This window comes from Paenibacillus xylanexedens, assembly GCF_017874615.1.
Lineage (GTDB): Bacteria > Bacillota > Bacilli > Paenibacillales > Paenibacillaceae > Paenibacillus > Paenibacillus xylanexedens.
Genome location: NZ_JAGIKV010000013.1, coordinates 1 through 14,409 on the forward strand (window position 1 = coordinate 1; position 14,409 = coordinate 14,409).

Annotated in this window: 14 protein-coding genes; 7 read left to right on the forward strand and 7 right to left on the reverse strand. The window is 47.5% G+C overall.

The annotated features are described in order from the left end of the window. Nucleotides 1–254 precede the first annotated feature (254 nt). From J2Z28_RS17255 to J2Z28_RS17270, 4 genes are all read right to left on the reverse strand, one after another. Nucleotides 255–440, reverse strand: coding sequence for a hypothetical protein (locus J2Z28_RS17255; protein ID WP_017687767.1), 186 nt, complete (start codon nucleotides 438–440; stop codon nucleotides 255–257). A 91-nt stretch (nucleotides 441–531) separates the two neighbouring features. After that, complete coding sequence (locus J2Z28_RS17260; protein ID WP_036607584.1) at nucleotides 532–1,353, reverse strand: carbon-nitrogen family hydrolase; 822 nt, start codon at nucleotides 1,351–1,353, stop codon at nucleotides 532–534. A gap of 73 nt (nucleotides 1,354–1,426) precedes the next feature. Beyond that, a complete protein-coding gene (locus tag J2Z28_RS17265) occupies nucleotides 1,427–3,049 on the reverse strand; it encodes an AraC family transcriptional regulator (RefSeq protein ID WP_211083444.1) in 1,623 nt (540 codons plus the stop codon). 201 nt (nucleotides 3,050–3,250) lie between these two features. Further along, nucleotides 3,251–4,246 carry an ABC transporter substrate-binding protein gene (locus J2Z28_RS17270; RefSeq protein ID WP_211083445.1) on the reverse strand — a complete coding sequence of 332 codons (996 nt, stop codon included), beginning with the start codon at nucleotides 4,244–4,246 and terminating at the stop codon, nucleotides 3,251–3,253. A gap of 260 nt (nucleotides 4,247–4,506) precedes the next feature. Here J2Z28_RS17270 and J2Z28_RS17275 point away from each other — a divergent pair, with 260 nt between their 5' ends. The 7 genes from J2Z28_RS17275 (at nucleotide 4,507) to J2Z28_RS17305 (ending at nucleotide 11,934) form a co-directional block, all read left to right on the forward strand. Beyond that, nucleotides 4,507–5,715, forward strand: coding sequence for a pyridoxal phosphate-dependent aminotransferase (locus J2Z28_RS17275; protein ID WP_211083446.1), 1,209 nt, complete (start codon nucleotides 4,507–4,509; stop codon nucleotides 5,713–5,715). 361 nt (nucleotides 5,716–6,076) lie between these two features. Beyond that, nucleotides 6,077–7,180, forward strand: coding sequence for a glutamate 5-kinase (gene proB / locus J2Z28_RS17280; RefSeq protein WP_211083447.1), 1,104 nt, complete (start codon nucleotides 6,077–6,079; stop codon nucleotides 7,178–7,180). Nucleotides 7,181–7,238: 58 nt separating this feature from the next. Further along, on the forward strand, nucleotides 7,239–8,486 hold the full coding sequence (locus tag J2Z28_RS17285) for a glutamate-5-semialdehyde dehydrogenase (RefSeq protein ID WP_211083448.1): 1,248 nt from the start codon (nucleotides 7,239–7,241) through the stop codon (nucleotides 8,484–8,486). 36 nt (nucleotides 8,487–8,522) lie between these two features. Further along, a complete protein-coding gene (gene proC / locus J2Z28_RS17290; RefSeq protein ID WP_211083449.1) occupies nucleotides 8,523–9,383 on the forward strand; it encodes a pyrroline-5-carboxylate reductase in 861 nt (286 codons plus the stop codon). Further along, entirely contained in the window at nucleotides 9,380–10,603 is a 1,224-nt protein-coding gene (locus J2Z28_RS17295) for a 2,3-diketo-5-methylthiopentyl-1-phosphate enolase (RefSeq protein WP_211083450.1), read from the forward strand. The genes proC and J2Z28_RS17295 overlap by 4 nt, the downstream gene beginning before the upstream one ends. Continuing rightward, nucleotides 10,600–11,277 (forward strand): 2-hydroxy-3-keto-5-methylthiopentenyl-1-phosphate phosphatase, encoded by a 678-nt coding sequence (locus J2Z28_RS17300; RefSeq protein ID WP_211083451.1) that lies wholly within the window; start codon nucleotides 10,600–10,602, stop codon nucleotides 11,275–11,277. Before J2Z28_RS17295 ends, J2Z28_RS17300 begins: the two co-directional genes overlap by 4 nt. A gap of 3 nt (nucleotides 11,278–11,280) precedes the next feature. Beyond that, nucleotides 11,281–11,934, forward strand: coding sequence for a methylthioribulose 1-phosphate dehydratase (locus tag J2Z28_RS17305; RefSeq protein ID WP_211083452.1), 654 nt, complete (start codon nucleotides 11,281–11,283; stop codon nucleotides 11,932–11,934). Between the two features lie 150 nt (nucleotides 11,935–12,084). On the opposite strand, the gene J2Z28_RS17310 is transcribed toward J2Z28_RS17305, so the two are convergent. From J2Z28_RS17310 to J2Z28_RS17320, 3 genes are read right to left on the reverse strand one after another with little or no spacing between them, the layout of a single operon-like run. Further along, on the reverse strand, nucleotides 12,085–13,383 hold the full coding sequence (locus J2Z28_RS17310) for a multi-tm2 domain protein (protein WP_211083453.1): 1,299 nt from the start codon (nucleotides 13,381–13,383) through the stop codon (nucleotides 12,085–12,087). Between the two features lie 28 nt (nucleotides 13,384–13,411). Further along, complete coding sequence (locus tag J2Z28_RS17315; RefSeq protein WP_211083454.1) at nucleotides 13,412–13,864, reverse strand: hypothetical protein; 453 nt, start codon at nucleotides 13,862–13,864, stop codon at nucleotides 13,412–13,414. Beyond that, nucleotides 13,857–14,357: an RNA polymerase sigma factor gene (locus J2Z28_RS17320; protein ID WP_235200725.1), complete on the reverse strand. Its 501-nt coding sequence runs from the start codon at nucleotides 14,355–14,357 to the stop codon at nucleotides 13,857–13,859. Before J2Z28_RS17320 ends, J2Z28_RS17315 begins: the two co-directional genes overlap by 8 nt. Nucleotides 14,358–14,409 lie beyond the last annotated feature (52 nt).

Below are 14,409 nucleotides of genomic sequence, written 5' to 3' on the forward strand. Positions count from 1 at the left end.
ACTTCCATTTTACCAAGGAAAGGCTTCTTTTTGTTTTACAATTTGGAAAACAGGTCTGTCCCTAGCCATTTTTATGACTTATGGGACAGCCCCTTTGTCATATACTCGTTTCCCGCATCCGCAGGATAGAGTTCTTACTTTGCAATCACAGTAACTGGTTACAGTACAATGTTGCTTGTTAAGTTGTTTAGCTACAATGCTAATTTATAATGTTAACGTAGAAACGTACATAAGAAAACTTCATGTTTGGCGGTTTATTTACGCAAATTACGATCGCTTGTCAGCCTGTTTTGCTGATTCATTACACGGCCTTCGTCCTGAACAGTTGAATCAGGGGGTGATAGCCCTCCTGCTCCATTCTCTAAGAATGCCCTTAAGTGATCTTCCCTTGTATTATCCTGTTCCAGTCTCCTGAGCGTATCTTTCACATGGTTGTCCATTGATTGATCATCCTCCTTGGTGACGGGATACTTATCATTACCCGCGTCCTGGAAGAATAAACACTTTTTCTGAAGAATTTAATTTCAGTTTTTATTTTCCGCCAAAATAAACGCCAGGTCGACGGTCTTCAAATACGGGAATCCTTCCGCGAACCTCATCTACCAGAGATGGACGAATAATTCCGGTCACGATCTCTTCCCCTTCGCCACCTTCAGCCACAATCTCACCCCAAGGATCAATGATGAGGGAATGTCCGAAAAATTCAGTCTCTCCCCCTTTACCCACACGGTTACAGGCGATCACATACATCTGATTCTCAATCGCTCGTGCGGTAAGCAACGTACGCCAGTGGTGCAAACGAGGGTTCGGCCATTCGGCGGGTACAATCAATGCCTTGGCACCATTCAAAGCAAGGGTGCGGGCAAGTTCCGGAAACCGGATGTCATAACAGATCGAAGCACCCGCTGTAAGACCGTTCTGCAATTCAAAAATTTCAGGTTCTGCACCTGGCTGTAAATATTTCTCCTCATCCATTAGACGAAACAAATGTAATTTATCGTATCGTGTTACCTGTTTTCCTTCACGATCATAAGCGTACATTGTATTGTATATTTGACCATCCCGTTTCTCGGCAATTGAACCGCCAACGATGGAAATTTGATGTTTTTGAGCAAAAGCAGACAGCCATTCCCGAGATTTCTGGCCATCCAGGTCAGCGAGTTCATGAATTTGAGTCAAAGCGTATCCGGTATTCCACATCTCAGGTAACACAGCCAGCCCCAGATCCGGATATTGTTCTACCGCCCGCTCAAGCAACGTCTGCATATGTTTATGATTGGCCTCAGGGTCTCCGAGTTGAATATCGCCCTGAATCAGGGCTACACGCATTTCTCCCTGTTGTTTTTCTGTCATGACAAGCACTCCTCTGAACCGTAATACCTGCTATCATAGCTTGATCCTCTTGAGGACTGCAAGCCTGTTTTTATTATGAACTTTCACACAACAACTCAGGGAGCAGGGTCAACAATCGATCACTCGTGAGCGCATCACCCACATTCCAGATTGACTCCTCCACAGGGTATACCCGACCACTCTGCACAGCCGGAAGGGCCCGCCAACTGGGACTTTTCATCAGCATCTCTGTAGCCTGTCTTGCCACAACTTCATCAGGCAGCATAACAAACACATGATCTCCCGCGTACTGACGTACCGCTTCAGCCGAAATTTCCTTATAGGCTCTGCCTGCCGCAAGTGCTTCCTTCACTTTGGTAACTGGACTGAATCCCATTGGATGATATAACATAGGCGCCAGACCGATATTGCCCATAACAAATAATCGTGCACCCCGATGGTATGTAAATACGGATGCCGTTTCCCCCTCTTCAATCATAGTATGGATCTTCGCCCACATCTGCTCAGCACGCTCCGCATAGGAGGTTAGCCATTGTTCAGCCTGCGGTTGTCTGCCAAACCAGCTGCCCAATCTGCGCATTCGTTCTTCCAACGTGGCATGTGAATTGTAAGCAAGCGTCGGTGCAATCCGGTGAAGTTGTTCATACTGCTGTTCATTGCTGCTATCAAAAATAATCAAATCCGGCTTCATGATAACAGCGGCTTCCACATTAACCGGAGCGACCGCGTCATATGTCCGATCTTCCAGCAACTGAATACCCAGCATTAGCAGATCCCCAGCGGAATCTCCGTAATACATAATTCGCTCCGGATTTACTGGAATATTCACATCATGACCCAACCAATCTTGTACTAACGTCTGCTGCTGAATCGATCTGTCATATTGACGAGGAGATAATCCCGTCATTTGGCGAAAACGCCTGCTGAAATAATACTCATCCTTAAACCCCACGCGACTCGCTATATCCCGAAGTGGTTCATCTGATTTGCGAAGCCAGTCCTTGGCATGTTTGATGCGTACATGATTCACATAATCGAGCGGCTTGTGACCCGTGAGTTGTCTGAAAAGGGTCGTATATTGTACAGGTCTGATCTCCGCAAGTCGTGCCAGTTTCTGGACAGTGATTTCTTCAGCATAATGATCGTCCACATATTGAATCGTACTGTGTAGCCTTGCTTCCATACTCTGTTCCGTCTTTGGAGAAGTGTACCGGGTAATGATCATCTCCATCCATTTTTGGAACTGTGCATTCAGATGACTGTATTCGGCATCTGTTTTATAATTCCGAATGACATACATCTGCTCCAGCAACCCACTTAACGGAGCATAGGGATAACCATTCAATTGGTTTCTGTGCTCAAATACAGGGCGGGTAAAGAGCTCGGGATCACCCGTCAACACATGAATAACATCAAAAGCCATTATGATATATTTCAATTCCGAGTTATTACGATGTTCAATCTGGTACCCCTCTCCCGGAGAAAGCGGATAAACACATCCCGTAGTAAACGGAAACTGCTCATGCCCTATATATAAACGCCCATCCCCTTCTTCGCAGATCAGGAAGGCATGTTTCTCGCAAGCAACTTCCAGCATCACCTGTTCAGGTGGTTCAATTCGACGTACCAGATGATCCAGCCGAAACATGAATGCTGAAAAGAACAACGCTCCCCCATCGGCATCCAAAGCCTGCATGTCGGTTCACCTCGTTTTACTAAAATGAGAATAATTATCAATCATTCTGTATGGTCTGATTATAAGCGAGCGATTGTTAATAATCCAGATATGAGTTTATTCAGCAAAAAAGAGCGTTCAACGAAATGTTGAAGGCCCCTTTCACTTTTTTATAACTGCATTACTCAAAGGTGTTACTGGTGCCTTATTGGCTCATCACCATTATTGAATCATCTGTTTTGGCAGCTCCTGTAACAGCCACTCCCTGGAAAGGGCATCACTAGAAGCTTTTACGATATTAAAACGATATACTTTTCCTTCTTTCACCGCAGGCAGGTTCTTCCAGATTGTACTATCCAGCAATTCCTTAGTGGATTGTTTCGCATCGTCGGTCACGGGATCCAAAATAAATATCCGATCACCGGCAAATTCAGATAATTTTTCAGTCGAAATCTCTACAAATCCCATGTCTTCATCCAATACTTTCTGGATTTCCGCGGTTGGCTTCAGCCCATCTTTTCCGTATAACAATTGTGGCAATCCTGCACCCGCCATGACAAACAAACGATTCCCGGGATACATGGTGAATACCGAAGCCGTCTCCCCTTCTTTTAATCCGTTCTCATGAAGTTGCGTCCACATCTCTTCCGTCGCTTTTTGATGAGCCGTAATCCAGTCCTCCGCTTCTTGCTTCTTATTCAACAAATCGCCAAGGATACGCATGCGATCTTCTATTAAACCAAACGAATCAAATGTAACTGTGGGTGCAACCTTTGCGATCTGATCATATTGAGCTTCATCACTGTTCGAGAAAATGATTAGATCGGGATTCAGGTCTAACGCCTTTTCCACACTGATCGGAAATCCTACATCTTCTGACTGAGCAACCTGATCATCAAATACGGTTCCCTCTTGACGAAGTATGCCGACAGGAACAACACCAAGCGCGAGCAGATCCCCTGTAACTTCTCCATGATAGATAACTCGCTTCGGATTTACAGGAATCTCAACTTCATGGCCAGTCCAGTCTTTGAATATCCGGGTCTCGCCCTCATTCGTTTCTTCCTTTGTAGTTTGGGTCTCTGTCGTTTCTGTGGCTGCTTTGGAATCTTCTGCGCCAGCAGCAGGTGTTATAGCCTGATTTCCACAAGCCAACAGCAAAATGGATAACCATGTGATCGTTAATAATACTCCCGTATTTCGTATGCCCTTTTTCATTTCTATTTCTCCCCCTGTATCATGTGCGTTGTGTAAGAAATTAATGATATTGATTATCATTATCGGATATTATCATAAAACATGGCTTCTCTCAGCTCAATGGACAAAACTAAATGAGTACTTTCAATTTTGTACAATACTCCGCTCTTTGCTCCTATGTACTGTATATTCAAGTGGATTTCCCTCTATACAGCTCGGGATTGACGTGATAAATTAATGAGAACTATTTGCCATTATTAATAACCGGAGTGATGAATATAATGACCCAATCAGACCATACATCTGCTCGTTCAGCTTTTAAGATACCGACTTCTGATGTGATGACACAGCTGCCAACGCAATTTTTTGCTACCCTTGTTCAAAATGTAAATCGTGAAATCGCAAGTGGACATGACGTGATTAATCTGGGTCAGGGGAACCCGGATACACCTACACCACCTCATATTGTGAAAACACTGCAAGAGTCGGCTGAGAATCCCCTCTACCACAAATACTCCCCTTTTAGAGGGCACTCTTTCCTGAAGGAAGCTGTCGCCAAACGTTATAAGGAAGATTACAATGTTGATCTGGACCCCGAGACTGAAGTAGCCATTCTGTTCGGAGGCAAAACCGGATTGGTTCAGTTACCTCAGATCCTGCTTAACCCCGGCGACACCGTTCTCGTTCCAGATCCGGGCTACCCGGATTACTGGTCTGGTGTTGCACTCGCCAAAGCAAACATGTCATTTATGCCTTTGCTCGAGTCCAATGCATTCCTGCCGGATTATGAAGCTATTACAGCCGAAGATCGGGAGAAAGCCAAGCTGATGTTCCTGAACTATCCCAACAACCCAACGTCAGCAACGGCACCCCTTTCGTTCTACGAAGATACGGTTGAATTTGCCATTCAAAATCAAATCGTAGTAGCCAGCGACTTTGCTTACGGTGCTATTGGATTTGACGGACATCGTCCCGTAAGTTTCCTGCAAGCCCCTGGTGCCAAAGAAGTGGGCATTGAGTTCTATACGTTATCCAAAACGTACAATATGGCTGGATGGCGTGTTGGATTCGCGCTTGGCAATGCGGAGATTGTCTCTAAAATCAATCTGCTTCAGGATCATATCTATGTCAGTCTCTTCGGTGGGATTCAGGCTGCCGCAACGGAAGCACTTACTGGCTCTCAGGAATGTGTTACTTCGCTGGTTTCACGTTACGAATCGCGTCGCAATGCATTTTATGACTCTCTTTCCTCGATTGGTTGGCAAGCTTCGAAACCAGCGGGTTCATTCTTCAGCTGGTTACCTGTACCTGCCGGTTATACCTCCGCTTCATTTGCAGACTTGTTACTGCGAGAAGCCAAGGTAGCCGTAGCCCCAGGTATTGGATTTGGTTCGCATGGCGAAGGCTATGTGCGCGCGGGACTGTTAAGTGATGAAAACCGATTACGCGAAGCTGTCGAGCGGATTGGCAAGCTGAATTTATTCAAGTAATTTACAGGACCATAACCCCTTTGCATATGCCAAGTTTCCATGGTATGTTATAAGAAATATTGAACGAAACGTGATGACGGGACCAGTAAGAGAATATCAGTCGCGCCCAGAGAGTAAATTCCACCCTGCTGAAAGAATTTACCGCGGCTCTTCTCTGAAACCTACCCCTGAGCGGCCTGTTACGTGCAGGACAGTGCCTTCTGTTACAGGGCATGAAGCCGGATGATCTAATCATCAATAAAGGTGGTACCGCGGAAGTAACGAACTTTCGTCCTTTTTAACTAAAGGGCGGGAGTTTTTTTTGTACCCGCAAAAGCCTGCTCCAGAAGCACTTATTAATCATGTTTAAGGAAGTGAAACTATGACTTCACGTATTGTAGTTAAGATTGGAAGCAGCTCGCTTACAACGGAAGAAGGCGGTCTGGATCGCAGTTCGATCACTTTTTTTGCCGGAGAAATTGCAGCATTGGCTGATCAGGGCCATGAAGTACTTCTGGTCACCTCAGGAGCGGTAGCGGCCGGATTCCGGGAGATCGGTTACCCTCAGCGCCCCAAACTGCTACATGAGAAACAAGCCGCAGCGGCCGTTGGGCAGGCATTATTGATGCAGGCATATCAACAGGCTTTTGCAGCGCACCGCGTTACTACGGCGCAAATTTTGTTAACTCGTACAGACTTTCACAGTCGTAAACGCATGGGTAATGCAGGCATGACTGTGGAGGAACTGCTCAAACAGCGAGTGATTCCGATTTTTAATGAGAATGATACGGTGTCGGTGGACGAATTGAAGTTTGGTGATAACGATCTGTTGTCCGCATTGGTTGCAAACCTGGTGAAGGCACAGCATCTGATCATTCTTACCGATACCAACGGCCTGTACACCGCAGATCCGCGCAAAGATCCTTCTGCCGTGCGTTACGACCGTATCCCCGAAATCACGGCGGAGATCTATGCTTTTGCCGGTGGTTCAGGTTCAACGGTTGGCACAGGCGGAATGCGATCCAAAGTTGATGCAGCCAAGGTTGCTACACGTGGAGGCGTACCGGTATTTGTGGGAAGTGTGAAAGAACCCGGAGATATGCAGAAGGCAGTTGATGGCACGGGTAAAGGAACTTACTTTGAGACACGACTCGCTTCGCTATCCCGTAAAAAGCAGTGGCTTGGCTTCATGTCTACTCCGCTGGGAACCGTCGTTGTGGATGATGGCGCTGAAGAGGCCCTCGTCCATGGGGGCCACAGTCTTCTACCTGTAGGGGTCAAGCGGGTACTGGGGACGTTCCACGCCGGAGACGTCGTAGAGGTCATTGGCATGGACGAAACCTTGCTCGGTCGCGGTATTGTCAATTATGATGATGACCAGCTTCGACTCATTGCCGGACTTCCCAGTGGCGAAGTGATGAAACAACTCGCTAGCCTCCACAGACTTGAGGTTATTCATAGAGACGAATGGATTACGTTAAAATAAACAAGAAGCTATATAGTGGTTGGAATACTCAACTTTATATATAAGAGGAGGAATTACGATGAGTGAAGTCAGAGAAAAAGCCAGCAAAGCTCAAACCACGGTTCCACAGCTGAACCGATTGAATACAGAACAGAAAAATACGGCCCTGCGTGTCATGGCAGATGCTTTGATTAAGGAAACGGATTCCATCATTACGGCAAACGCCGAAGATCTGGAACGCGGCAGAGAACAAGGTACGCCGGAATCCATGCTGGATCGACTCGCACTTAATAAGGAGCGGATTGCTGGCATTGCTGAAGGGTTACGTCAGATTGCAGATCTGCCTGATCCAGTCGGCGAAGTGTTAGAGACATTCACCCGTCCAAACGGATTACATGTTGAAAAATTAAGAGTGCCGATTGGCCTGATTGGCATCATCTACGAAGCTCGTCCTAATGTAACTGTAGACGCAGCCGGATTATGTCTCAAAACAGGTAATGCAGTGCTTCTGCGCGGCGGCTCCTCTGCCCTGTCCTCCAATCGTAAAATTGTGGAGGTGCTGCATCAGGCACTCACAACGACAGACATGCCTGCTGATGCTTTGCAACTGGTTGAAGATGCAGATCGTGCTTCCGTAGACGAGATGCTCAAGTTGAACGGACTGCTAGACGTCATCATTCCACGCGGCGGGGCTTCCCTCATTCGTAATGTGGTTGCCAACGCAACGGTACCTGTCATCGAAACTGGGGCGGGCATCTGCCATACCTATGTGGATGAATCAGCTGATCCAGTTATGGCAGCCGAAATTGCCATCAATGCCAAGGCACAACGTCCATCCGTATGTAACTCCATGGAAACGTTGCTGCTGCATGCCGCATATGCGGAAGAGCATCTGCCTGCACTTGCCGAGCAATTCCGTGAGGCCAGTGTGGTCTTGAAAGGCTGCGACACGGTACGCCGCCTTGTTCCTTCTGCCCTTGAGGCAACCGAGGAAGACTATGCGACCGAGTACAACGACTATATTTTAAATATCCGGGTGGTCGAGAACCTGGACGAAGCGATGCAGCACATCGCACATTACGGAACCAAACATTCCGAGTGTATCGTAACCCGGGATACAGCCCATGCTGAGCGCTTCATGCATGATGTGGATGCAGCAGCCGTCTATCACAATGCGTCCACACGTTTCACCGACGGATTTGAATTTGGCTATGGAGCCGAAATCGGAATCAGTACCCAGAAACTGCATGCACGTGGACCGATGGGACTGCCAGCACTCACGTCAACCAAATATCGGATTACAGGCAATGGACAGATTCGTCAATAATATCCCAGCACCAGTTATATAGGAGGAACGATAAATATGAGTCAAGAGCAACAGACGTTACTACAACAGAAGATTACTTTCCACGGGGCAGGCGCGATGGCTGAAGCCATCGTGCGCGGACTGATCTCCCGCCTAGTCGTTCGTCCTCAGGATATTACGATGCTGAACCGCAGCAACCAGAAGCGTCAGGAGGAGCTCAGCACCCGTTATGCAGTACATACCGGAACGGCTTCACAATCTCTGGATCATCTTGCCTCCACTCCGGTCATTGTACTCTGTATGAAACCCAAAGATGCTGCCGCAGCGCTGCGCGAACTTGGGCCGCTGTTATCACCTGATCAACTGATCGTGTCTGTCATCGCCGGATTATCAATCCGCACGATGCAGTCCTTGCTTGGTCGTAAACAACCGATCGCCAGAACCATGCCGAACACATCCAGTACTATTGGACTCGGTGCAACCGGGCTTGCCTTCTCTGTGGAGATTACGGATGAGCAGCGCAGTACGGTGATGACCATGTTTGAAGCGGTTGGTATCGTGACCATCGTGCCTGAAGATAAACTTGAAGTGCTCACAGGGATTTCCGGAAGCGGCCCTGCTTATGTATACTATTTAATGGAGGCCATGATTGCCGCAGGTATTCGTGGTGGTTTATCCAGCCAGCAATCTCGTGATCTCACTGTTCAGACGGTGCTTGGTGCATCACGAATGGTACAACAAACCGGTTTGGAACCGATGAAGCTTCGTAGTGATGTGACATCCCCGGGAGGGGCAACTCAGGCAGCACTGAAAACGCTGGACGAAGGAGATTTCTTTGAAAATGTAATCGCAGCAGTCAACCGCTGTGCAGAGCGCTCACGGGAGATGGGAGCTGCTTTGGAAGGGGATTTAAAATGAATAACATGTGCACAGCCACATATCGTCTGCATGATGATCATGCAGACTTTCGCAAGAAGGCTCAGTCTATCGCGATCGGCATGACCGTTGGTAGCTGGACGGAGTTGCCGCAAGCCCAGCGTGAAGCCATGCAGAAACATCTGGGTGAAGTCATCAGCGTAGAAGTACATGAAGCTGAAGGCATGGCTGCGGGTGAGCGTTACGCCGATATTACCATCGGATATCCTGATATTAACTTCAGCCGTGATATCCCCGCCCTGCTTGTGACGGTCTTTGGCAAAATCTCAATGGATGGCCGGATCAAATTAACAAAGCTTGGTTTCTCGGATGGCTTCCTCAGTGCATTCCCGGGACCCAAGTTTGGACTGAATGGTGTTCGTGATCTGCTTGGTGTACATGATCGTCCACTGTTAATGAGTATCTTTAAGTCAGTTATCGGACTGGATGCAGATGAACTGCGTGAACAATTTATTCGTCAAGCCCTTGGGGGCGTTGATCTGATCAAGGACGATGAGATTCTGTTTGAGAACAAATTGACACCTATCGAAAAAAGAGTCGAGGTCTGCATGAAAGCTGCCGAACAGGCACGCCAAGAGACAGGCAAGAAACTTCTATATGCAACTAATCTTACAGGACCTACATCTCGTCTGAAGCAACAAGCTGAACGTGCTATTGGTGCAGGAGCCAATGCCCTGCTATTCAACGTATTGTCTTACGGATATGATGTGCTGCATGAACTCAGCAGTGATCCTGACATCAATGTGCCAATTATGGCTCACCCTGCTCTTGCAGGTGCACTGTATCCTTCACCACATTACGGCATGTCGGCTTCGGTTGTACTTGGCCAGTTGATGCGTCTTGCGGGTGCCGATCTGGTGCTCTTCCCTTCTCCTTATGGTTCGGTTACGATGCCGAAAGAAGAAAATATGGCGATCACGGAGCAATTACTGACAGCTGATCTGCCAGTACGAACCAGTATGCCAGTGCCTTCAGCCGGTATCCATCCAGGCCTTGTACCGCTCATTTTGCGCGACTTTGGCACAGATGTCATCGTTAATGCTGGTGGCGGTATTCATGGACATCTGATGGGCACTGAAGCAGGCGGACGTGCATTCCTGCAAGCCATTGAGGCAGCCCAGCGTTCCATTCCATTGGCAGAATATGCAATCGAACATCCAGAGCTGAAAAGCGCATTGGACCTGTGGGGTGGCGAACGATGAGAAGTGATAAGAAAACAGTTATTTTCTGTGACTTTGACGGTACAATTACGCTCTCGGACAACATCGTAGCGATCATGAAACATTTCAAGCCTGAGGGCATTGAAGCGATTATGAAAGATACGATTGAGCAGAAAATCTCGCTGCGTGAAGGTGTTGGAGCCATGTTCGCTCTATTGCCTGCATCGCAGAAAGATGAAATTGTGGAATTTGTGCTTGGACAAGCGGGGATCCGTGAAGGATTCAGCGAGTTTCTTGACTACGTTCGCAGCGAAGGGATCGAATTCAATGTGACCAGTGGCGGTATGGACTTTTTTATCGAACCATTACTCGAACCATTCCATATCCCTCAAGATCATGTCTATTGCAACGGTGCTGACTTCTCGGGCGAAACCATTCGGATTGAATGGCAGCATCCCTGCCAGCCTCCTTGTAAGAGCGGCTGCGGCATGTGTAAAACAACCGTGATTCGTACCTTCCCGGAAGATCAATACAATCGAATCCTCATTGGAGACAGTTTGACAGATTTTGAGGGTGCAAAGATTGCTGATCTCGTCTACTCTCGCTCCATTTTAACGGACAAATGTATTGAGCTGGGTGTAGACCATGTGCCATTCGTCACCTTTTACGATATCATCGAAGATATGAAACAGAAGCAAACACAAGGAGTGCTGTAAACGATGGGCTTTGAAAAAATTACATTGGAACACAAACGTCAGGTCCTTGAAGAACTGGCTGATATTAAAGCGTTGTTCGCCAGTCGTAACTGGTTCCCCGGAACAAGCGGCAATCTGTCGATGCGTGTAGGAGACTTTGACCCGGAGCAATTTTATTTTGCGGTTACCGCCTCAGGCAAAGACAAATCTCTTCGCACACCGGAAGACTTCCTTTTTGTGGACAAGCACGGCAAAGCAATTGAAACAACAGCGTTGAAACCAAGTGCCGAAACGTTGATTCACTGCGAAATCTATCGTTTGACGGGATGTGGCGCTGTATTCCACGTGCATACTGTGTTTAACAACCTGATCAGTGAATTCTTTGGAGCAGATGGACACGTACCGATTCAAGGAATCGAATTGATCAAGGCTTTCAACATTTGGGAAGAAAATGCGGAGATTCGTGTACCCGTCCTGCCAAACTTTGCGGACATTCCATCTATCGCTGAATTGGTGCCAGGTGTACTTGATGCCAACGTACCAGGGATCTTGCTTCGGAACCACGGCATATATGCGTGGGGTAAGGATGCTTTTGAAGCGAAACGTCATCTGGAAGCGTTCGAGTTCCTGTTCGAAGTGATGTACCGTCAACTTCTGCTGAAGGGCGCTACGAAATAGCAATCATTTATTCGAAATCAAAGCTGCAAAACCAAAAACACGCCAAGGCTGATATACATAGCCCTTGGCGTGTTTTTCTGTTATGGGATAACAGCGATTGAAAGGTTGCTCTGTCATCGTAGTGTCAGTGTAAATAATCTTTAGGTCACTCTACAGTCGATCATCCCGATCCTTGAATAAAAAGAGACTGTCTGCTCCCTCATCATTTCGATGAGCAGCACTTTGGATACCCGCTCCACGCTGCTTGCCGAACAGCAGCTTCAAGCCGCCAAAAATGAGCAGCAAGGATACAATGACAGTGTTTAAATAGGAACGTATCTCATACGTCATAAATGCATTAGGGAAGAGCTCATTCAGCTGTGGAATGACAAGACGGATCGTCAGGTAATATAGACCCAGCGCGGCAATCCCGAATCCAATCAGACGCTGATGGCGGGCCCAGTCCTTGAAGATTGGTTGATCAACCAATGGTTCGCGTCCATAACGACTGGAGCACTGGAGCCCGTCAAAGAAGCTGTAGAACCAGATCAACGGAATCATGAACAGAAACACCGATAAGTGAAGCAGGTCTAGAACATAGATGCTGCCCAGGAACAGGAACATCAATTGCATGCCTCTTTTTTGCAATCCGAGATAGAGATGACCCGCACCTGGAAAAGCAGATAGCAGCGTTGCAAGCACTTTGCTACGTCGTCCGGCTACTCTGCCCATCTCCAATTCCTCGAATAATGTCCGATCCTGCAACACCTCACCAGCCTGCTTACGGTGGACATGCTGCACCGCATCAAACATGCAATATACCCAAATTACGGGCAGTATGAGTAGGAACATTAAAAATACGGATTCATTGGTGATCGAAGCCACGAAGACCATCATGGCAAATGAACCAAAGAACGCCATCAGAAACGACAATCCGCGATGTAACAATCCCAGATGAAGATGTCCCAATCCCGGAACAAATGAGAGCAAAATGGTGAAGAACCGTTCACCCTCACTGCCTTTTCGGTACATGGGTTGACCATAGGGTCCCTCAGGATGGCCATATTCACCACCTGGATGTTGATGTGGCTCCTCCTGCTCCATCTGTCCGAGATGCCCTTCCTGACCAGCGTATGCTTCCTTGTAAGCGGGGCCTTGATGGAGACCACCGTAATGTGCCCCATAACCTTGGTAATGAGCATCATGCAGTGAAGGGGCACGGAGCAGAACGATAATCATATCCAGCATGCTGACACACCAGAAGAATATGGCCCCCAAAGCCCCGAAAATCATCAATTCCCTCTCACTTACCAACATGGCCAGCATGAATGAGCCAACAGCTGTTCCAAAGAATAGCAATGGATAGATTACGGCTCTTGCGGCTCGACCCCAATACATAAAACCAAGACCGGGTATCAGGTTTAATAGAAATGCGAGTAATTTGTTACGATCTGAGTGCACAGTCGTCATCCTTTCTTTTCAGGCAATGCGAAACTATTTATGGTTTAGGCTTGAAGTTATCCAGCCATGAAGTGGCTGCCTCCGTCCATTTCTCGGTAAAAGACCCTCTGTGGTCGCCATCCTGGAACTTGTGATATGGTGCTACCTTGTCAAAAAGTCCAGACGAGAGGAAGATCAATGTCAAACAGGCCGCTACCGCGTAATGGAACACTTTATGATCAAGCCAGCGCCGGTTTCGTCCAGCACGGGATTTGCGTTGTACCTTGGGTGATTGAATGCCCTCAATCCGATGCATGACTGAATCCGCAAACCCTGTTGGGTCATGTAGCGGAGGCAGTTCTCCATGGATACCAAGCGCTTCCAGATAGATGTCCATCGCATCCGGATCTTCCATCAGAAGCTGTTCCATTTGGTTCGCTTGAGTTTCACTCATATGGCCTTCAATATAATTAGTCCATTGCGCAGCGGTATACTTCTCCTGTTTACTCACGCCATTCATCCTCCTTCCAATGTTTTCGAATCCACTGCCGTGCACGATACAAGCGGGATTCCACAGTCTTCACAGCCACCTGTGCATCACTGGCAATCTGCTCATAATTTTTTTCGCTTAGATAATACGCAGTGATAATGTCACGATGCTGAGCAGGCAACTGATTAATTCGTTCGCGAAGTTTATCCTGACGCTCTTCACGAACGAGACGGGTAAGAACGTCTTCATCCCGTCCGGGTATATTGATTATTTTTTCTTCTCCACCCAGATCCTCAGCAGTTCGTCTGCCCAGCTTGCGTTTGGCATCAATCGCTTTGTGAAAGGCAATTCGGGTTAACCACGTTTTGAAACCTTCAGAACGGTAGTCGGGGAGAGACTTATACATCTGTATGAACGCCTCCTGAGCTGCATCCTGTGCTTCCTGATCGTTCCTGAGTACGGAATAGGCCACATGGTATACATGCTGGCTATACTTATCAATCAGAGTACGCATCTGGGATGTATCTCCTTGACGGATTTGTTCGATTACGCGCGCTTCATCAATA